This is a genomic window from Paenibacillus sp. JQZ6Y-1, assembly GCF_040719145.1.
Classification (GTDB): Bacteria; Bacillota; Bacilli; order Paenibacillales; family Paenibacillaceae; genus Saccharibacillus; species Saccharibacillus kandeliae.
The window spans coordinates 179629-201021 of sequence record NZ_JBFDUZ010000002.1; the positions used below are offsets into that span (position 1 = coordinate 179629).

A 21393-nucleotide genomic window follows, 5' to 3' on the forward strand; every position below is an offset into this window, starting at 1 on the left:
TGCGATAGCGGTATGGGATATTATCGCTTGTTCAGGTCCAGTGGCTGGTGAGGCGGTTGTTGAGCTGGCGCGCTATGTTGTGTCTGGCGCGGTTCTGGTGGATTTTGACGAAGCCATTCCAATTGCTGTAGGATTTCCTGTTCTGCTTGCCCATTCAACTGACGAACCATGCGCGGAATCATAAACAGATCGACAATGATCCAGATCGATAGGGGTAATCCACCAATCAACATCGCGATCAATCCCACTATGGCTACAGTATCCGATGCATCCATTTCGGAACCGACGACGAGTACAATATAGCCAATCGCTGCTATAACAAACAAAATCAGCTGAATAATCGCAGTTGCAATCCGGCGCAGATAGAAGCGATGTACACCGAGATGTCCACCAATCAGCATGAGATACGCAAGTGCGAGTGACTTTTCTCGGGGGCGCATTTCCGAGTTAAGCAGCATCAATTCCTGCGGAGACAATTCGTATCGTGTCAACATCTCTTAGTAGTGATAATCCGACGAAATTGGTTTTTGAATCAAAATTTGATTGATGATATTGTTCTCCACATAGTCATTGCGCTCTTTGACCCATGTATGCAGCAGGAAGGCATCCACAATCCACCAGATTGTCGTTACAATGGTACCGACTAAGGTAAGACTCAGAATTAATTGTGTAACCGCTGTGCCAATTTTACCCATGTAGAAGCGGTGCCCGCCGAATATGCCGAGAAAGTACCACAGTACATAAGCAACCACCATGTTTTTGCCATACGTCTTTACTTCCGATTCCAACAGCATCAACTCGCGTGCATCAAGCTGGCTTTTACGCTGGAGATTGTAATTCATACCCATAATGCCAATATCCCTCAATTCCTAAAAGTAGTAGTGCTTTCCAATAGCAATAATAGTGTAACAAGAATGCCCATTTTAATCTACCGTGTTATACGTGCTGCGCTGGATTGTATGTCTTGTTTACCTATGCAAAATACCCAGCTTCTATTGAAGCCGGGTACTCTTGTTTCCTCTACTTATATGGAAAATGTAAGCTTGCAGCATCCAGATTCCATCGCATTTCCATAAGCTTCATTATTCTGTCGATTCGGTTGACCACTTACACCTCAACAACAAAGGTTTTGACAAAGGAAGGGCGTGGGAAGATCGACGGCTGCTGTACATCAATGCCTTCCTCGGTATGACGCTTACGATGCGCATGGCTATATGCCTGCGATTCCTGCCATGCTTTAAACTGCTCCTCACCATCCCACAGGGTCAAAATGACATACGTATCGTCATCTAGCGGACGCAGCACACGAATCCCGACAAAGCCCGGTTCTTCTTCCACTTTGCGCGCTCGATTCATAAATCGCTGCTCAAACGCGGAACGACCATCTGCTGTAACCGGAATGTTATTCAGCACGGCAAAGCCACCACCGACAATCCCACTACTATCCAGCACTTCATAGCTAAACGTATGCTCCGACCGAATATCGACCGGCAAAATCTCATCAATCTCCATCACATAGCGCGCATCGCCATCATGATGCAGTCGAATCACATCGGGCAAATGCGCCGCCTCGGGAAACTGCTCGTGGATATTGTGGGAGCTGATATACATGTACATGAACTATTCCTCCTCCATCATAAATAAACGGCATCCTCCGGCTGCCGCCGAACGTATCTATACTGTAGCATGAACCGGAGTCTCTATACTAATAACCCACCGGACACCGCTGTTGATTCACCCTGCGCCGGATTGTCTTAATAGTATGTGGGATTTTGAAGTGTGCTATACTATTGCACATCCGACCACTTGGTCGACGTGGAGTGAAGCGTTGGAGGAGGAAACTTATGAACTCAAGGTATTTGGCGAGTATTTCGCTTGCGGTAATGGCAGCCGGATTTATTGCGACGCTGTTTCTGCCGCAGACGACGCTCGTTTTGCTGATTCAGGGCGGCTTTGAAGCCGGGCTGGTCGGCGGGATTGCCGACTGGTTTGCGGTAACGGCGCTGTTCCGGCATCCGCTTGGATTGCCGATCCCGCATACATCCCTGTTAACCCGCAATCGGGAGAAGATTATCCGCTCGCTGATCTCGGCGATGGAGAATGAATTGCTCAACAAGGAAAGTATTGAAAATAAACTGCGCCAGTTCCAGCTGTTTCCTTTCGCGCTATCGGCGATTACTCGTCAGCTCGGCAAAAAGAAAATCCGGCGCGAAATGGTCAGTCTGGTCATTCCGACTGTCGAACGGCTTGATCTAGAGCCAATCGCCCGCTCCGTCTCATCGGGGTTGGTCGATTATATGCACAAAGCCAATTTACAGGCAGCTGGCAACAAGGTGCTAACCCATCTGCTGAACGAGCGATACGACGAGAAAACGCTAGACTATATGCTCAAGCAGGTGCATAACTGGGCAGCACGTCCACAAAACCGCGACAAGCTTGGCAAAATCGCCTTGGAGCAGCTAGAGAATATCAATCTAGGCGGATTCAAGGGCTTTGCGTTTCAAGCATTCGCTGGCATGATCAATGAAGATACGGTCGGCAGTATTTTGCAAAATGCACTGCTATCCGCTGTGGACAATTTGCAGCATTCCGATAACGAATACCGTGAATCACTGCTGCGTGAGCTACGCATCCAAATGTTCCAAGTCGTAGACGACGAGGAAACGTGGAGCAAGGTTAAAAACTGGGCAGATGAGCTGTTACAGGGCGAAGCCGCGCAAGCCTTTATTATGGAGCGTCTGGAAGAGATACGCGGCATGGCAGTGAATATGCTGATACGCGAACGTGATACCGGCGGCAAGCATCTGTTCAAAATGTACCGCTCGCTCATCCGTGAACTCGGTCGCGATCCTGAAAAGGTACATGCGTGGGAAGAACGTCTGCGCAGCGGCATCATTAGCGCAGTCAGCCGTAACCACTATCGTCTTGGTCAACTGGTCAAGGAGAATCTGGATCAGATGGATAATGAGACATTGGTGCATATGCTAGAGGAAAAGGTCGGTCAGGACTTGCAGTGGATTCGTGTCAACGGCGCACTGTGTGGCTTTATCGTCGGTCTGATTCTGTCGGCGATTCATCTATTTTTAGTCTGACCCTTTATCGTATATAAAATACCAAAAAACCTGTACCGCACATGTCGAAACGCTTCTCCTTGCTAATCAAAAGGAAACGTTTCTGTCTGTGCGTGACAGGTTTTTTGTTTATTGATCCAAAATAGAAATACCGCGGAATACAAGCGATTCATACGGCTGAAGCTTGGCTGGCTGCTGGGAAATAGCGGCACGCGCCATTTCGCGTGAATGCTCGCCATGTGTACACAGGATCAGCTCAGACGATTCCAGTCGGTCAACCAGCTCCTGTGGTAGCTGTAGCTCAGTTTCAGAGCGGGAGAAGTTCAGAATGATCAGCCAATGCTCGTCATTCCATTCGCGTGTATACGCGAAGATATGATCGTGCTCAGACATCACGCAATCATATTTGCCGTACAACAAAGCAGAGCTTTTGCGGCGAATATGAATCAGCTTGCGGTACATCGTCAGAATCGAATCGGAATCTTCTTCCTGCTGCGCTACATTGATATATTCATGGTTTGGATTAACCGGAATCCACGGCTTATGCTCGGAAAAGCCGCCATAGGTGCTATTATCCCATTGCATCGGGGTACGAGCATTGTCGCGCGCCTTGGTACGAATACGCTTCATGACCTGTTCCGGGTCTTCGCCGTACTTGGTCGTCATCAGATCATAATAGACACGCGCTTGCTGCTCAGTTACATCGTCAATCGTATGCAGATGGGAGGCATTGGTCATGCCGATCTCATCGCCTTGGTAAATGTGCGGTGTACCGCGCAGCGTCAATTGCAGGATGCCCAGCATTTTCGCTGATTCGACGCGATGACGACCTTCATCTCCGAGGTAAGCGACTAGACGCGGGTGATCATGATTGCTCAGATACGTACCCATCCAGCCTTCACCATACAGATCTTTTTGCCATTTGGCGACGATTTCTTTTAGCTCATGCAGATCCCATGATTTGCTTTTCCACATATCCTTTGGATCGTCGCAGATTTTGGACGCCTCGATCATCAACACCATATTCAATTCTTCGCGCCCCGGATGGGTATATTCCTTCACATCTTCGAGTGTGACATCGGATGCCTCGCCCGTCGTGAAGATCGGATAATGGGAAAAGACCTCGGTGTACATCTCATGCAGATATTCATGAATATGCGGTCCATTTTTATAAAACTCTGTTGAGTTCGCCTGCATTTTATCTGTATCCGTTGCTGGTGGGAAGCTGGTATCTTTGGAGATGACATTGACCGCATCAATCCGGTAGCCGTCCATGCCCTGATCAAGCCAGAAACGCATCGCCTTGTGCATATCCTTGCGTACCTTCGGATTGTCCCAGTTCAGATCGGGCTGCTTGACCCCATAGGAATGCAGATAATATTGCCCGGTTCGCTCGTCGAGTGTCCACATGGAATCACCGAGAAACGAAGTCCAGTTGTTCGGAGGTCCGCCATCTGGTGCTGGATCACGCCAGAAATAATAGTCGCGATACTTACTATCACGCGAGGATCGGGATTCTTCAAACCATGGATGCTCATCTGAGGTATGATTCACCACCAGATCCATGATCATGCGCATATTTCGCTCATGCAGCTCGTGCAATAATTCCTTCCAATCATCCATCGTGCCATATTCAGGATTGATCCCATAATGATCTGTAATATCATAACCATAGTCGGCATTAGGAGAAGGGTAAACGGGTGGTAGCCAGATAATATCGATGCCTAGATCTTGAAGATAGTCGAGCTTGGAGAGGATGCCCGGAATATCGCCAATGCCATCATTGTTGCTGTCCTTGAAGCTACGGGGGTAGACTTCGTAAATTACGCTTTCTTTCCAGAATTCGGGCTTCATGATTTTTTTCATAATCCTGCTCCTATCGGAAATGAATATAATGACCGGATCTCGTTTGTTTACCGGGTATGCTGTATAAAAGAAAGTACCTGCTCTTTTAAATACCCGCATCCGGCTTGACGAAATCCTGCTCCCTCAAAAAGAACCAAGTTTTGTTACTACGTAGTCATACGCATTCTATAGTAGCGCAGCGAAAATCGCAGCATGCAGCGGCTTTAAGCGATACACAGCAGCATCTTTTCGGGTATATACATAATAGATAGAGGGGAACGGGAAGGATGATCATTATGGAAAAGCCGGAAGTGATGCAATCCGGTAATGGATGGACATGGTACCATTTGGACGACAGTCAGCATTTGATCGAGCATGAGGACTTTGACGAACGGATTCAAGCTTGGGCTTCAGAAAGCCTGTTATGTCGGCATAATCATATATCCACCATCTCGTATGTAGATGGGCAAAATGCGATGAACGGGACGCTTGTTGCACGATTAAAGGATGGACCGGGAGACGGTTGGATTTTCCATTACTATGTAGATGAGGGGCGACTGATCACCGTAGGGAATATGGAATGGTTGGAAAATAAGATCAGCGGCAAAGCGTGGGAAGAATATGTATTGGAACAAGGCGAGCCGATCGAAGGCTTTATTTTTGTGATCAATTCCTTTATTCGTGCGCTGTTTGCACGTATGGATGAGATTGAGCAATATTTGATGAAAATTGAAGAGCGTATGCAGGGCAACAATGGTAGCCGACTGCTCAAGGAAATTATTGATCTGCGCAATCAATTGACGCGCTGGAATCTACATACGATTGCGCTGAAGGAAATCGAATATGCGATTGAGGAGACGTTTCCTAATACGCACGATAACTCCAACACCTGCCGTATTATGCGGATCTATATGAATCGGATTCGGATGCTTCAGCAAAATTATGAGCATGAGATTGATTCCCTGCTCAAAGTCGATGACAACATCGGTAATTATCGCTCCAATATGATCATGCGTACCTTGACCGTATTCACCGTGCTGCTCACCCCAATGACCGCACTTGGCGCGATCTGGGGGATGAATTTTAAAAACATGCCGGAGCTGGATTGGTCGTGGGGATATGCCGGAGCGCTTGGGCTGATTACGGGAACGACCCTGATCACCTATTGGTGGCTGAAACGAACTGGTCTGACGGACGATATTCTGCGTATTGATCTGAAGCAGGAGCAGCGGGATGACGACGATTAATTGCGTTGTTCAGCGTAATCTTTCCACATGACATGTGAACAGCATAGATATCATCCACAAAAGCTACCGTATCAATGTACGGTAGCTTTTGCGATGCGGATGTATTCACTTGTGTAACACTTCCATGGATGCAGACGTATCCACTTGTATATTAGCCCTAGATCGAAAGTTAGCGCCAGATGGAAATGACCTGCTGTACCAACGGTTTGCCCGGGGTAACTGGGAACCAATTAGCAATCCAAGGAATGGTGTTCAAACGGGTGCGCAATAGAACCGTATCGATTTTGGGTGCGTCGTATACGCGTAGGGAAATACGGAATTGACCGTTGCCCTGTTTATCTTTTAAAAAATCAAAGTCATAAAAATCGATATTGTATCCAAGTTCCGCTCGAATGATGGGAAACAGTACCGAGACAAGTGTCTGCCCGTGGGCATTCTTGTATCCATCGTAGAACCCATCCTCTACATTCAATAGAATCGAATAATTCCCCCACGAATTGTACGAAGAGGCAGAATAATCAGAAACATATACATCGTTAGTTACCGTGCTGTTAGCGAATGCAGCAGGAGCCAGTATGGTCCACAACAATAGAATGGATAAGATAGACAGGAACGATTTGATCATAATAGATTCCTCCTTTATCGTTGGCAAAATGGTATACCGATGAATACAGCGTATGTAATGTCATGTTGAGCGTACCGTATGTCCTCCTTTCCCTGAATCTGCTAAGATAATAACTTATTTACTAAAATATGTATATATTAAATGTTAATTCCATTAAAATGGAATCGTTGGATGAAAGTTGGTAAATGAATTGTTTCCATTTGTAACTTTCCGTAGGTTGTTCGCCGAATATAAACGGTGTTACCTTACAAGGTGTCCGGCGCACTGGCTGTGCAGCGGATGGCAGCGAAGCCTAATATAGACTGGCAATGTATATTCAGGTGGAATCCCGTGATGCAAATTATCCGGTCTGCCAGTCTTCATAGTAAGGAAGTAACACCGTCATACATAAAGAGATGGTACGCCTCCATATGAAAGACTGATGTTTGGGAAACAAAGGATAGCGGAATATGGAAACAAGTTTGTAATCAGGGGACAAGGAGATGTCAAAGTGAAAAAGAAGCTAGGAACAGCATTACTTGCAACAGCATTAACCGTCAGCGGGGTTGTACATATCCCTTATGCGGTCGCGGCAACGCCTATCAAGATTGTGATTGATGGTGTACAGCTGAACACGGACCAACCTTCGGTCATGTCCGGCAGCCGTACGATGGTTCCACTGCGTGGCGTATTCGAAGCACTGAATGCCAATGTCGGCTGGAAGCAAAGCACCCGCACCGTAACCGCTACCAAAAATGGCACAACCATTACCTTGCCACTCGGCTCCAAAACAGCCGTCATCAATGGCAAAAATACCTCGCTCGACGTACCAGCAAAAGTGATCAAAGGTCGCACCATGGTTCCACTGCGCTTTGTCAGTGAAGCGCTTGGCAACAAAGTAGGCTGGAACAAAGCTACCCAGACCGTGACGATCACAACCGGCAGTAGCAATACACCGACTACACCGACCACGCCAACCGTTGACAGTGCTGTGATGCCTGTCGCTTATGTCAATGCGTCCGTTGTCGGTCAGCAAGGCAATGGCAGCGATCTGCAAGTCGTTTTCCCAGCTTCCACTAGCAAAACAGGTCTGAACCAATATCGCATTCTGGTGAGCAAAGCGTCGGATACCAGCTCCTTTACACTCAGCCGTGCGCTAGCAGTACCTGCCGGCAATTATCAAGCAATACCCGCAGGCAGTAGCAGTAACTATACGATTACTCTGACTCCACAGTCCAAGGATGTAAACGGCGATCTAATTCAGAAAAATGTCAGCTACCGCGTCTATGTCGTAGCTGTCGGCAATACCGGCTATATCAGTGCGATCACCACCGGTCAATCGCTCGTGAATCTGGGCGCTACCGTATCGGCATCGGCAACACCAAATAATGTCAAGCTGAGCGACGTGTCCGATTACAATGACGGCCGTGATCTGTCCGTATCCTTTGGCAAAGCATCGACGGAAACAGATGTTTCGTCTTATCGTCTGTTTATCGTGCGTACAGCGAATGCCAGCACATTCAATACGTCGCAGGCATCTGCCATCAGCAGCGATAACTACACGCTCGTTAGCAAAACTGGCTCCGATCAAACGGTACGTCTAAAAACAGCAAGTCGCGATACATCCGGCAAAACGATCCAGCAGGGTGTTGCATATTCTGCATTTGTCATGGCAGTGAATAACGCTGGCGATGTACTTGGTCTGTCGGCAGTATCTAACAGCGTCACACTCGGCAACACAGCACCAACGGTCAGCATCAGTAAAGTGTCGGATGTGAGCAATTTGGGCGATGCGCGCGATATTCAGCTATCGTTTGATAAAATTGCCGACGAATCCAAAATCAGCGGCTACCGTGTGTTCGTCGTTCGCAGCAAGGACTCTGACAACTTCGATCTGGCAACTGCATCCGGCCTAGTATCCAGTCGCTATATGGATGTATCCAAAGACGGCTCCGATCACGTACTGACTCTGTCATCCTCGCTCAAGGATAACAATGGAGACGCAATCACCAACAATGTCACTTATCGCGTATTCGTAATGAGCCGTGGTACAGGCTCCTACAGCGATGCCTTGTCTGCTGCTTCGTCCAGCATCACCCTGTCGTCCAACAGCAAAACAGTCGGCACCGCGAGCAGTGTTACGCTGACTGATGTGAGCGACTATGGCGATGGACGCGATGCTCAGGTTACGTTTAACAAAGCTAGCGATGAGAACTTGGTGAGTCAATATCGCGTAATGCTCGTCAAAGCAAGCAATTCCAGCAACTTCACCCAAGCCAAAGCCCAGAACGTATCTAGCTCCAACTATACGTCTGTAACGAAAAACGGCTCCAATCGCACTGTAACGCTCGCTGCTGGTGCGCGTGATACCGATGGAGACACTATCAAAAATGGTGTGGCATATCGCGCATATGTACTGACAGTGGGCAGTGGGGATGCGGCAGATACGTATGCGCTATCGTCCAGCTCCAGCACCATTACACTCGCAGGCAGTACAGCTGTATCCGCTGTAAGTGGCGTAACCGCCACTGGCAGCAGCCCAAGCAGTGCGAAGGATATTACAGTCAGCTTTACACCAGCGAACGATACTGGTATTAACGAATATCGGATCATCGCTGTGCGTACCGATCAGGCAGGCTCGTTCAATTTGGCAGCAGCCAACAATACGAGTTCCGCCAATTACACTCGCGTCAACAAAACCGCTGCCAAAGTTACACAGGCACTGACCGATAGCACGAAGGATTCCAACGGGAACGCTCTTGTGAAAAATGTTAGCTACCGCCTCTATGTTCTGGCTGTCGCGGACGGCTCGACCCGTACAGTGAATGCCTTGTCTGGCGCGTCGAATGACTTTACCCTGACGGAAAAAGCAGTGGCTGCACCGACCAGCGTATCTGCCGATGCTATCAATAACGGCACCGCGATTCGCGTAAGCTTCTCCCGTCCGTCAGATACAACTGGCATCAATTCGTATGCGATCATGCTCGTGCCTTCTGCGAATGCTAATAGCTTCTCGCTGGCAGACGCTAACCGCGTTACAGCGCCGAATTATCAGACGGTAACCGGCTCGACGTATAGCGAATGGTCGTTCTCGCTCAGCAATACCGACTATAGTGGCAATGCGCTGCGTCAAGGGGTAACGTACAAAGCGTTTGTCGTATCGGTAGCTAATGGCAGTACAGCAACTGTAAACGCCTTGTCGCCAGCTTCCCGCGAAGTCACCATGATCCAGCAGTAAGATGCTATTGGTGATTGAAGCTTCATCTTCTCATCGGATGCGATCCAACGGATGCGCTCGAATGAGATACGATCTGCCATAAACCAAACCGGTTATTTCCCTATATGGGAGGTAACCGGTTTTTGTAGTTTAGACCTCAAGCAGGATTACGCTGCCAAGGAGGATGAGGCGGAATCGATTTGACTTTTCATATCGGAAATTGGGTACAATAAAGAGGTGCAAGCCGAAATTATGCCCGGTGTGGCGGAAACGAGGGAACAGCATGGAATATGTAAAATTAGGACGTACCGGACTAGAAGTATCACGGCTCTGTCTTGGATGTATGAGTTACGGCGTACCGGAGCGCGGTACACATCCGTGGACGATGGACGAAGAGGAAAGTCGCCCCTTTATCCGGCAAGCGCTGGAAATGGGGATTAACTTCTTCGATACTGCCAATGTCTACTCCGATGGAACGAGCGAGGAGATTGTTGGTCGTGCGCTCAAGGATTATGCGCACCGTGACGATGTAGTAATCGCGACCAAGGTACATGGCAAAATGCGTCCGGGTCCTAACGGCGGCGGACTATCGCGCAAAGTGATTTTGAGTGAGATCGATAACAGTCTGCGTCGTCTAGGTACTGACTATGTGGACCTATATCAGATTCATCGCTGGGACCCGCTCACACCGATTGAAGAAACGCTAGAAGCACTGAACGATGTCGTTCGTGCTGGGAAAGCACGTTATATCGGAGCTTCCTCCATGTACGCATGGCAATTTATGAAGGCATTGGACATTTCCAAACGAAACGGCTGGGCGAGCTTTGTCTCCATGCAGAACCATGTGAATCTGCTGTATCGTGAAGAGGAACGTGAGATGCTGCCGCTATGCCGCGAGGAAGGCATAGGCGTCATTCCGTGGAGCCCACTCGCACGCGGTCGTCTGACTCGTGACTGGAATGAGGAAACATCGCGCTCGGAGAGCGATGCTTTTGGAAAAACGTTATATAACGCGTTTGAGGATGCGGACCGCCAAGTGGTAGAGCGGGTCGCTGACATTGCCAAAGAACGCGGTGTACCACGTGCGCAGATTGCTCTGGCATGGGTCATTCAGAAGCATCCAGTGACCGCGCCAATTATTGGAGCGACCAAGCTGAATCATCTGGAAGATGCTGTCGCAGCACTGGATATTCATTTGACACCAGAAGAGATCGCCCGCCTAGAAGAACCATATGTACCGCATCCAGTGAGCGGATTCTAACATAGTCGCTCTCTGTTAGTCGGTGGAACACGATAAACATACATCAACCCTATCTCACCTGTAAAAACGGTATCTTATACATGAACGATAACAAAAAAACACCCTGCTCTTATGCAACAACCGCTGACTAAGGTTGAACTGCATGAAGAGTAGGGTGTTCTTATGTTACCTCCAAAAGAAAACAATAGATGTGCTAGGATGGATGCTGCATCAGGCAATGCTATGAATGCTGCCCGCGGTGACCGTGCGATTTTTGCCGTTGCGTTTCGCTTGATACAGATATTGATCAACCTGTTCAAACAACTGCTCCTTGCTCAATCCCGGCTCGCAGCTGTGCAGACCGACGCTGACTGTAACCGTCTGGTTGTCCAGCTCTTTCCATCGTAGCCCTGCCAGATGGCTGCGAATACTTTCCACCAACTCATACGCTTCCTCAAAGCTTTTATCAAAGATCAACAGTGCAAATTCCTCGCCACCGTAGCGTGCTGCGATGTCGCTGGATGAGATATACTGCTGAATCACCTGTGCCACAATACCAAGCACCATATCGCCTACTCGGTGACCATATGTATCGTTAATTTGTTTGAAATTATCGATATCCAGTAGTGCCAGATGCAACATGACACCCTGACTCGCATAATCGTAGGCGGTATCATAGTAATCTTTGAACGATACTTGATTATAGAGATTGGTTAATCCGTCGGTTTTGGAGATTTTGCTCATAATGGCATTACGGACAATCAGCTCTTGCTTGGATTGCATCGTCTGATGGAGATTGTTCAAAATCTCGCTGCCGCTCGCTACAATCACATGTGCAATATAAGTGCCTCCCATAATGAAGGCAGGAATAGAAACAACGTCAAATGCGGTCAAAAAGGTTCGGAAATGGGGATCGGCCAGATACAGTGCTGCAAATGCCACAATCTGAAGAATGGAAGGAATCCACAGCAATCGTCGTTTGAAAAAGATGACTGCCGAGAAGATAGGCATCAGACAGAGGGCGGTAATGATGCGTATGTCGTAGTTGAGATAGATGATCATCCAGGTAATGAAGGTGCTAGTCAGAAACAGTGCATAATACGAATGAGCCTGCTTCTTCCGCTGAATCCATTCAGCCCAGAGTATCATGGCGATCATACAGAGCGTCGGAACAACTAGAATGTGAACATAAAAGTGGTATGGAGTTGTCCCATAGTCCAAAAATAAAAAAGAACCCAGCTGGGCAATAAAATGAATGAAGACGACAAACCAGTATGTACTGAGAAAGTTACGAATCCACTGATGTTGCTGATTAATATGTTCAAGATGCGCAAAGACAGGGCTTGAGGATTTCATAATATCACCCAATTACCTCATTCGATAATTTACATAATCGTATAACTGTTATTATAAAACATACGGATAGCAGAATAGAAGGTAACGATTACCAGAAAATACAAAATGAAAGGCTTCCGAGCATGCTTTTCTAGAATGTTTTAAAAATTTTATGTAAGTCGTGTCATTCTATACATAACAAGGCTTGGGAGTGTACAAACAGATATGGGCGAATAAGGATAAACGTTTCAATTTGGTAATTAGTGTTAAATAACGGTTGTATTCCGAAACGGAGGCGACTATTTATGCCAATACAAAGTGTAGACATTGAGCATCACACAGTAGAGGTTAACGGTATTCAGTTACATGTTGCGCAGGCAGGGCCGGAAAACGGGCCGCTTGTTATTTTGCTGCATGGCTTTCCTGAGTTCTGGCACGGCTGGACTCACCAGATTCCGGCGCTCACAGAAGCGGGGTATCGTGTCTGGGCACCCGATCAACGCGGGTACAATTTGAGTGAGAAGCCGGAAGGCATCGATTCGTATCAGCTGGACATTCTGACGGACGATATTGCTGCGCTGATTCAATCGTCTGGGCGAGAGCAAGTGGATATGGTCGCTCATGACTGGGGCGCGATCGTTCAATGGCGTTTGTCCGAACGCTATCCTGAGCTTATTCGTCGTCAAGTGATTATGAATGTGCCTCATCCAGCAGTCATGATGGATTTTTTGAAAACCCATCCGAAGCAAATTGCCAAAAGTGCCTACGTCTTTTTCTTCCAGACACCGATTGTACCGGAAAAGGCAATCGCTGCTTCCAACTGGAAACGGCTCACGTCGATGCTACAGGAGTCTTCCAATGAGGGAGCCTTTACCGATGAGGAGCTGGAGCTGTACCGTGAAGCATGGTCACAGCCGGGCGCAGACACCGCGATGCTGAACTGGTATCGAGCGCTCATGCAGAAAAAGCCCGATCTATCGAGCGAGCAATTGATCACCGTACCAACACGAATGATCTGGGGCAGCAAGGATCATGCGCTTAGCCGCGAAATGTCTGATCTTAGTATTCTTCGCTGTGCAGATGGAGAATTGATTCATCTGGATCATTGTACGCATTGGCTACATCATGAAGATCCACAGCGAGTGAATACATTAATTTTGCAACATTTTCAATACGACTGATGGAACAATATTGAACAGTAAGGTTAAAAAATGGATACCGAAATCGCAAAATATGCAGATTTCAGGTATCCGTTTTCATGCCTGCTAAATCGCTTAATGTCCGGTGCTGCGCGGTTTTGAAGATGTAAAGGATCAAATAGAGCATGAACTTAAAATAAAATTACAGAAATTCCCTTATAGACGTTGTATTTATCGGCATAATGAGTTATAATATGAATATCGAAATCGTGACCTGAACTCACTTATTGTAGAGGGCTATCATACATGAGAAATATAATAACCTTGTACAATATGTGATTTTTCATTTTATCGGATGTTTTTCTCTGAATAAAGAAAGTCATGTAAATTTAATTTTTTGGAGGTACCTCACATGCAAACAGGTACAGTAAAATGGTTCAACGCTGAGAAAGGTTTTGGTTTCATCGAAGTAGAAGGCGGTAACGATGTATTCGTTCACTTCTCCGCGATCCAAGGCGACGGTTTCAAAACTCTTGACGAAGGTCAACGTGTAGAATTCAACGTAGTTGAAGGCAACCGTGGACCACAAGCTGAGAACGTTGTAAAACTGTAATTTCAGCTTGAAAAGCGCCCTTAACGTAGTTAAGGGCGTCTTTTTTTATATTCTGGCAGTACCGATGGGAAATGGTCGATGTCTCATATGTTGCCGTCCGGTCCGACCACGGACAAGATGGTTATTGAAACAGGAGCAAACAGCTTCGGAAGGAGACCTTCAATGTATTATTCGCGTAAAAACCCGATGCAAGAAATTCCAAAGGAAATGACGGACGTGTGGGTATGCAGTCAACCGGACTGTAATTCCTGGATGCGGCGCGCATTCGCCCTGGAGGACGAACCGGTGTGCGCAATATGCAAATCGCCCATGGTACACGGGCAAAAAGAATTGCCGTTGCTGGATTATGATGCCAAAGATAAATCGGCGAAAAAATAAGTGCCGACTTCATAACAGCGTACGCTGTATCATATCGTTCGGATCGGGAACAATCGTTGTCCTGAAACGGACGATTTTTTTTGCCCTTTTACATAAAATTTACCGAAATTACTTGGTACAGCCGTCCACGTATTGTATGATATAGGTTGTTCCAAACCGTTCTGCTGTATGTACGGTCAAGTTGACACGTTCAGCGAACGATCCATTCCATATGAATAAGGTGAAGATTACTCATGAAACCCGTTGATTTGCAATATATGATGCCTGCTGAGTGGGCACAGCACGAACGCACGATGCTATCCTGGCCGGTACAGGATTCAATGGTATATCCCGACGATTACACCAATGTATGTGCAGGCTATCAGGAGCTAGTAAGCGCGATTGCTGAATTCGAGCCAGTTACACTGGTAGTTAATCCAGACGATCTGGAAAAGGTGCAGCCGCTGTTCGCTGGACAACAGGTCGATTTCCTGCCGCTCGCTCATAATGATGCGTGGCTGCGCGATAATGGCCCAACGATTGTCGTCAATGCAGAAGGCGAACGTGCCGGTATTAACTGGGGCTTTAACGCTTGGGGCGGCAAATACGAGCCATGGGATCTGGATGACGCGGTAGCTCCGGCTGTGCTGAAGCATCTGAATCTGCGCCAGTTTGACGCGCCACTCGTATTGGAAGGCGGCTCGATTCATGTGGATGGCGAAGGCACTCTGCTCACAACTGAGGAATGCCTGCTCAATACCAACCGTAATCCAGAGCTAAGCCGCGAGCAGATCGAACAGCATGTCAAAGATTACACCAATGTACAGCAGATTATCTGGCTGAACCGTGGACTGGCAGGCGATGAAACAGACGGTCACGTGGATAACGTAGCTTGTTTTGCTGCTCCGGGTAAAGTCATTCTTCAAGTGTGCAATGATCCCGCAGATGACAACTACGCCATCACTCAAGAGAATCTGCGCATTCTCGGCGAAGCAACGGATGCACAAGGTCGCAAGCTGGAAGTCATTCAGATTGAGCAGCCACCGCTGGTTATGCACGGTGAGCAGCGTCTGACGCTGAGCTATCTGAACTTTTACTTCGTCAATGGCGGCATCATCTTGCCGATCTTCGGCGGCACTGCTGAGCAAGCGGATCGTCAGGCAATTGACGTACTGCAAGCGGCATTCCCAGAGCGTCGCATCCGTACCATTAACGGTATGGCTGTAATCAAAGAAGGCGGTAACGTACACTGCACAACGCAACAGATTCCGACTGGTCGATAATAGACTGTTCGATTGATCGATATACAGGATAGAATCAAGACAAATCATTCGATATGAAGCAACGAAAGGATGATCTACACCGATGAGAAACGTAAAAGTAGCCGCGACCCAGATGAGCTGTTCTTGGGATATCGACGACAATATCCGTAAAGCCGACAAGCTAGTACGAGAAGCTGCCGCAGAAGGCGCACAAATTATTCTGCTGCAAGAGCTGTTCGAAACGCCGTACTTCTGTCAAAAAGAAAAAGCGGAATACTATCAGTACGCGACAGAGCTGGAACAAAACAAAGCGATCAATCATTTCCGTCAAGTTGCCAAAGAGCTTCAGGTTGTTCTGCCAATCAGCTTTTATGAAAAGAAAAATTACGCTCGTTACAACTCGCTGGCAGTGATTGATGCCGACGGTGAGATTCTGGGCAAATATCGTAAAAGTCATATTCCAGACGGTCCGGGCTATGAAGAGAAGTTTTATTTCAACCCCGGCGATACCGGTTTCCAAGTATGGGATACCAAATATGCCAAAATCGGCGTCGGCATCTGTTGGGATCAATGGTATCCAGAAGCTGCACGCTGTATGGCATTGATGGGCGCAGAGCTGCTGTTCTATCCAACTGCTATCGGTTCTGAGCCGCAGGATGCTGGCATTGATTCCAAAGATCACTGGCAAGCGTGCATGCTCGGTCATGCTGGTGCTAACCTGATTCCTGTGATTGCATCCAACCGCATTGGTAAAGAAGAAGACGAGGATTCCTCCATCAACTTCTACGGTTCTTCGTTTATCGCTGGACCGCAAGGTAACAAAATCCAAGAAGCGGACCGCAGCAGCGAAGGCATTCTGACTGCCGAATTCGATCTGGATCAACTGGAAATCCAGCGTCTGGAATGGGGCATCTTCCGCGACCGTCGTCCTGATCTGTACCAAATGATCGCGACATATGACGGAGAGCGCCGTTTTAAATAAGGATATACAGTACAAAGCCTATCTAGCATAATCGTAAGACAGACTCTTCCGTAATGGAGGGGTCTGTTTTTTTGTATGGGTATCCATTTTTGCTTTTGCTATACATAAACATGGAGAAAATAACCGATATATAAGGTGTAGCAATAGAGCAACCAGTACATGAAATTATCGTAAGAAAAAGAAGCAGCAATCAAAAAGTAAAAAGTAGAAATGAAGAAAAAGAGAAAAGGAGACTTGCCTATGCAGCAATGGTTAGGAATAGAGGATAAATCGGTGGATACGACATCATCATTTACGCAATCGTTGGATGCCTTATCGTTCTTACTGATTGGGCTGATCGTCGTTCTATTGCTTGTCAGTATCATTTTGTTAATCTTGAGATGGAAGCCTTATCTACATAGTCGGTTGTATCCGCACGTATACGAACAATATGATATTTTAGAATTATCCCTAATCTACCATCGTTGTAGGATGTATCACGAAAGTATTTTGTTTGGATTGCTATCTTTGTACAATCAAGGGTTGATCCGAATGTTTCTGAAATCTCATTCTTCCATAGAGATGAGAAAACTTCGATTTGCTTTAACCGATTCGTTTGATTATGACGAATTAAGTGAAGATGAGCAGTATCTAGTGGATTGGCTGTTTGAGCATCGGGATGGGAATGAATGTTATCTAAGTTCGATTGCTGGACCAGCGCCGAGTGAGAAGCGTAATACATCTCGTTTTCCTTTTTACAAAGAACGGCTGGAAGAGTTGGATGAGGACTGGGATGAATGGACAGATTTGGTGTATGAGCAGTGGGATGTAAGAGCATGGATGGACAAGGCGTTCTCTTTTAAACGGGTTATTCTATGGTTAGGGCTGTTGTGTGTTCTGCTCTGTTTCATGTTGTTTGTAAATGAATATAGCTTTATAGAAGCTTGCGTTATCATGTGGGGAAATATAGTGGTTATTGGATTTTCTTTTATCGTTGCTGCATTAACGGATTGCAAAAGGTGTACACTTGTCGTGTATACCGTACTGGAATCTATCTTTTGTTGGCTACTCATAGGCTTCGATAATCCGAACACGATACTCACGATGACTATGTTCCTGTGCTGCTTGCTACTGCTTTACACACTGCCAGCAAATCGCAAACAGATGGAGTACAAGCAGCTTCTTCATTTCAAGCAACGATTGATGCACGAAACCTACCAGCCTGTTGATGATCCGCAGTACTTGGAGTATCTGATTCAAGCGAGTATGGTATTAGAATGCAGCGAAGAATTTATGAATAGACATGCGGATTGGATTCAGCAGCAGGCGGAGCAGTATCGAGGCGACCATACCTTTTTGACGTATGCGAAGCTGATGGTTCAGGCTGAGCAGGAGCTGTTCGCCCTGTATCCTATGATTGAGAACTGGCGACCGCGCCGCCGTAGGTATTCCTCTCAACCTGTAAGGTACAAGTCTCAGCCTGTGGTGTACGAATCTGATTGCTGTACGGTTACGGTGGAATGTGATTGTGAAGTACACTACGAAGTTGAATATGAGTATGAATATGATGAGGATGCTGAGTATATAGAGGAGAACGACACCTATACACGTCGATCCAAAGATTACCTCAGCAGCGATTCCTACACTAGTAGCAGTTATAGTAGTGACAGTTATAGCAGCGATAGCTCCAGTAGTAGTGACTCCTCTTGTAGTGACAGCTCTTCGGATAGCTCTAGCAGCTCCAGCTCTAGCGATTAATAGCTAGATGCAGCCTCCCTAATCATCCAATAGATCGGTATACCATCGTGAAGCGATGGGTATTCACATCTCCCGATTCCCATGGCATATACGGTTTCCAGAGACAGACACGTCTTCATTGAATGTGTCTGTTTTTTTGTTATACACACAGCTTCATTCGTTCCTGTGTGACCCATTCCAATAGATTGCCTGTTCTTCGCTGCTTCATATCGGTTAATGGGTAAGTAGGGAAACAACGAGATTATGCAACACCAAGGAGGAATATCAATATGCTAAACCGCAATATTACGTTAAAAGACGGAACGGTTCTTCCTGCGATTGGGCAGGGGACATGGAATATGGGTGACGATGCTACACGTCGTCAAGATGAGATCGAAGCGCTACGGCGCGGATTGGATCTCGGCTTGAGCGTGATTGATACGGCGGAGATGTATGGGGAAGGGCGCTCGGAGTCGTTGGTCGGCGAAGCGATTCAAGGACGGCGGGACGATACGTTTCTCGTGTCCAAGGTGTATCCGCACAATGCAGGCGGCGAGCGTCTTGTTCACAGCTGTGAGCAAAGCTTAAAGCGTCTTGGTACGGATTATCTGGATCTGTATTTGCTGCACTGGCGTGGTCAGATTCCGCTGCATGAGACGGTAGAGGGGATGGAGCGTCTCGTCCGTGATGGCAAAATTCGTCGCTGGGGCGTATCCAATCTGGATGTAGACGATATGAACGCGCTGATCAATCTGCCAGATGGCAAAAACTGTGCAGTCAATCAGGTGCTCTATCATTTGGGTTCACGCGGGATCGAATACGATCTGCTGTCGTGGCAGGAGGAGCATCAGATTCCGGTTATGGCATATTCCCCACTGGCACAAGCAGGCTCACTGCGCCGTGAATTGATGAATCATCCGGTCGTACAGCAGGTGGCGGATGAAGTGGAAGCCCAACCATTTCAAGTAATGCTGGCATGGTGTATTCGCAGCGGGCATGTGCTTGCTATTCCTAAGGCATCGTCAGCAGCCCATGTCGAAGACAATGCGGCAGCAGCTGCCTTGGCGCTAAATGATGAGCAAGTACAGCGATTGGCTGAAGCGTTCCCTGCACCTACACATAAAGTGCCGCTGGATATCATTTAATAGTTGCACCTAACAAGTCATCAGGAGAGGCGGAAACTCCATGCAGCATCATTATTTGTTTATCAGCAGCTGGACCATTGGTGCGCCGCGCGACCAATTATGGGATATGACGAATGAGATTGAAGGTATTGATTGCTGGAAGAATGTCGGATTTGAAAAAGTAGAGCGCGGTGCGGGTCCCGATGGCATCGGTGATGTGTTCCGCTGTACATTTAAGACCAAAATGCTGTTCCGCCTATCCATTCATCTCAAGGTGGTGGATCGCCGTAAACCGAACCAGTTTACACTAGAGGTGGAAGGACCGCTTGCTGGCATCGGCACCTGTTATATGGAGCAAACGGAGGATGGACAATCTACCTTGCTGCGCTGCGAATGGAAGGTGCGACTGCATCAGAGTGGACTGCGCGCGCTGAATCCAGTGCTACGTCCTGTTTATATTTGGAGTCATGATCGAGTGATGGACGAGGGTGTACAGGGTGTGGCTGAGAGTCTGAATGCCACCGTATCCGACCGACATCATGAAACGACGATTTACCGCTAATATCAGGCAAACATCCTGACCGATGGAGGACTGAACCAAGATGGGGAATTATCAGTTTACACATAGCTGGCGGCTGCAAACGACATCCCACAAGGTCTGGGACATGATCAGCGATTTTGAAAAGATTGATCATTGGGAAGGCGTTACCTTTTGCAAAGTACATCAAACGGCTCATCCGCATGGAATCGGTGATGGTTATCGGATGAATATTCGAACGCGGTTTGGCTACCGGCTGTCTTTTGATTGCATCGTTGTTGAGAAGCAGGAAGGTAAGCTGATTCGGCTGGAAGCGTCCGGCGATCTGAATGGGCATGGCATTTTTCGTCTAGAGCAAACGGGTGATTGGACGGTGCTGCACTATCATTGGGAAGTGCAAACCCGCAAACCGTGGATGAGAATCTGTGAGCCATGGCTGCGTCCTTTTTTTATCTGGAATCATAATCAGGTGATCTATCGTGGAATTCGCGGATTAAGCCGCCATCTGGGTTCGCAGGTCGTACAGTAAATGCAAATAAAACGGTCGATCATAGCATTGCCTGTTTATTCCCCCTCCATTGGGGTAAATGTCAAATAGGCAACGTTAATCCAATAATAAGCACTATATTCCATATGATTATAACATCGAAGGAGGAGTATCATCATGACTGGAAGAAAAGCATTGTGGACAACGATCGGATTGGGAGCAGCGTATCTTATGCGTAACAAGGGAGCACGCGACAAGGTGATCAGCCAAGTTCGTAACATCTCCAACTCGCTGCGTCAGCGCAGCAATTCGGCAACAAGTACCTCAACAGGCACTTCGACAACAGGAACGAATAACATCAGCCCGCCAGCACAATAATGCAGGCTTACATCTGAGGAAAATCGTTAGAATATGACGCATTTTCGATACAGATCTTCATAAGGCACCGACTATGCACAGCAGCATAATCGGTGTCTTTTTTATGGTCAACTTAGCGAAATTGCCGAATCAACATATTGCCAATATTTGATGATTACATGCTGCCTAATATGGGGAAATAACGAGCAGTCTCTACATATGTATATTTTATTCCATATGGAAATGTCACTATTCGGTT

20 protein-coding genes are annotated in these 21393 nt (G+C 47.2%); 14 read left to right on the top strand and 6 right to left on the bottom strand.

The window, feature by feature from the left end; genetic code table 11:
• Positions 1-20: 20 nt before the first annotated feature.
• From ABXR35_RS14580 to ABXR35_RS14590, 3 genes are all read right to left on the bottom strand, one after another.
• On the bottom strand, positions 21-494 hold the full coding sequence (locus tag ABXR35_RS14580; RefSeq protein WP_367061879.1) for a TM2 domain-containing protein: 474 nt from the start codon (positions 492-494) through the stop codon (positions 21-23).
• A 3-nt stretch (positions 495-497) separates the two neighbouring features.
• Positions 498-842: a TM2 domain-containing protein gene (locus tag ABXR35_RS14585; protein WP_367062795.1), complete on the bottom strand. Its 345-nt coding sequence runs from the start codon at positions 840-842 to the stop codon at positions 498-500.
• A gap of 265 nt (positions 843-1107) precedes the next feature.
• Complete coding sequence (locus tag ABXR35_RS14590) at positions 1108-1617, bottom strand: antibiotic biosynthesis monooxygenase family protein (protein WP_367061882.1); 510 nt, start codon at positions 1615-1617, stop codon at positions 1108-1110.
• A gap of 227 nt (positions 1618-1844) precedes the next feature.
• On the opposite strand from ABXR35_RS14590, the gene ABXR35_RS14595 reads away from it, so the two are divergent.
• Positions 1845-3092, top strand: coding sequence for a DUF445 domain-containing protein (locus ABXR35_RS14595; RefSeq protein WP_367061885.1), 1248 nt, complete (start codon positions 1845-1847; stop codon positions 3090-3092).
• Between the two features lie 108 nt (positions 3093-3200).
• Here ABXR35_RS14595 and ABXR35_RS14600 read toward each other — a convergent pair whose 3' ends face one another.
• Positions 3201-4937, bottom strand: coding sequence for a glycoside hydrolase family 13 protein (locus ABXR35_RS14600; RefSeq protein ID WP_367061888.1), 1737 nt, complete (start codon positions 4935-4937; stop codon positions 3201-3203).
• Positions 4938-5203: 266 nt separating this feature from the next.
• Between ABXR35_RS14600 and ABXR35_RS14605 the strand changes: the two genes are divergently transcribed.
• Complete coding sequence (locus ABXR35_RS14605) at positions 5204-6163, top strand: CorA family divalent cation transporter (RefSeq protein WP_367061891.1); 960 nt, start codon at positions 5204-5206, stop codon at positions 6161-6163.
• Between the two features lie 169 nt (positions 6164-6332).
• On the opposite strand, the gene ABXR35_RS14610 is transcribed toward ABXR35_RS14605, so the two are convergent.
• A complete protein-coding gene (locus ABXR35_RS14610) occupies positions 6333-6788 on the bottom strand; it encodes a hypothetical protein (protein ID WP_367061894.1) in 456 nt (151 codons plus the stop codon).
• Positions 6789-7278: 490 nt separating this feature from the next.
• Between ABXR35_RS14610 and ABXR35_RS14615 the strand changes: the two genes are divergently transcribed.
• Positions 7279-10005 carry a stalk domain-containing protein gene (locus tag ABXR35_RS14615; RefSeq protein ID WP_367061897.1) on the top strand — a complete coding sequence of 909 codons (2727 nt, stop codon included), beginning with the start codon at positions 7279-7281 and terminating at the stop codon, positions 10003-10005.
• Positions 10006-10267: 262 nt separating this feature from the next.
• Positions 10268-11245 carry an aldo/keto reductase gene (locus ABXR35_RS14620; protein ID WP_367061900.1) on the top strand — a complete coding sequence of 326 codons (978 nt, stop codon included), beginning with the start codon at positions 10268-10270 and terminating at the stop codon, positions 11243-11245.
• A gap of 210 nt (positions 11246-11455) precedes the next feature.
• Here ABXR35_RS14620 and ABXR35_RS14625 read toward each other — a convergent pair whose 3' ends face one another.
• Positions 11456-12580, bottom strand: coding sequence for a GGDEF domain-containing protein (locus tag ABXR35_RS14625; protein WP_367061903.1), 1125 nt, complete (start codon positions 12578-12580; stop codon positions 11456-11458).
• Positions 12581-12864: 284 nt separating this feature from the next.
• On the opposite strand from ABXR35_RS14625, the gene ABXR35_RS14630 reads away from it, so the two are divergent.
• The 10 genes from ABXR35_RS14630 (at position 12865) to ABXR35_RS14675 (ending at position 21155) form a co-directional block, all read left to right on the top strand.
• Positions 12865-13740 carry an alpha/beta fold hydrolase gene (locus tag ABXR35_RS14630; RefSeq protein WP_367061906.1) on the top strand — a complete coding sequence of 292 codons (876 nt, stop codon included), beginning with the start codon at positions 12865-12867 and terminating at the stop codon, positions 13738-13740.
• Positions 13741-14110: 370 nt separating this feature from the next.
• Positions 14111-14311 carry a cold-shock protein gene (locus tag ABXR35_RS14635; RefSeq protein WP_017813974.1) on the top strand — a complete coding sequence of 67 codons (201 nt, stop codon included), beginning with the start codon at positions 14111-14113 and terminating at the stop codon, positions 14309-14311.
• 162 nt (positions 14312-14473) lie between these two features.
• The gene (locus ABXR35_RS14640) at positions 14474-14689 is read left to right on the top strand and encodes a cold-shock protein (RefSeq protein ID WP_367061910.1); all 216 of its coding nucleotides are present in this window, start codon (positions 14474-14476) and stop codon (positions 14687-14689) included.
• Between the two features lie 233 nt (positions 14690-14922).
• Positions 14923-15951, top strand: coding sequence for an agmatine deiminase family protein (locus tag ABXR35_RS14645; protein ID WP_367061913.1), 1029 nt, complete (start codon positions 14923-14925; stop codon positions 15949-15951).
• Positions 15952-16033: 82 nt separating this feature from the next.
• A complete protein-coding gene (aguB, locus tag ABXR35_RS14650; protein WP_367061916.1) occupies positions 16034-16912 on the top strand; it encodes an N-carbamoylputrescine amidase in 879 nt (292 codons plus the stop codon).
• 240 nt (positions 16913-17152) lie between these two features.
• Positions 17153-18649 carry a DUF2207 domain-containing protein gene (locus ABXR35_RS14655; RefSeq protein WP_367061919.1) on the top strand — a complete coding sequence of 499 codons (1497 nt, stop codon included), beginning with the start codon at positions 17153-17155 and terminating at the stop codon, positions 18647-18649.
• Positions 18650-18918: 269 nt separating this feature from the next.
• Positions 18919-19773 carry an aldo/keto reductase gene (locus ABXR35_RS14660; protein ID WP_367061922.1) on the top strand — a complete coding sequence of 285 codons (855 nt, stop codon included), beginning with the start codon at positions 18919-18921 and terminating at the stop codon, positions 19771-19773.
• A gap of 40 nt (positions 19774-19813) precedes the next feature.
• The gene (locus tag ABXR35_RS14665) at positions 19814-20314 is read left to right on the top strand and encodes an SRPBCC family protein (protein ID WP_367061925.1); all 501 of its coding nucleotides are present in this window, start codon (positions 19814-19816) and stop codon (positions 20312-20314) included.
• Positions 20315-20354: 40 nt separating this feature from the next.
• Positions 20355-20819, top strand: a complete 465-nt coding sequence (locus ABXR35_RS14670; RefSeq protein ID WP_367061927.1) for an SRPBCC family protein — start codon at positions 20355-20357, stop codon at positions 20817-20819.
• Between the two features lie 135 nt (positions 20820-20954).
• A complete protein-coding gene (locus ABXR35_RS14675; RefSeq protein WP_367061930.1) occupies positions 20955-21155 on the top strand; it encodes a hypothetical protein in 201 nt (66 codons plus the stop codon).
• Positions 21156-21393 lie beyond the last annotated feature (238 nt).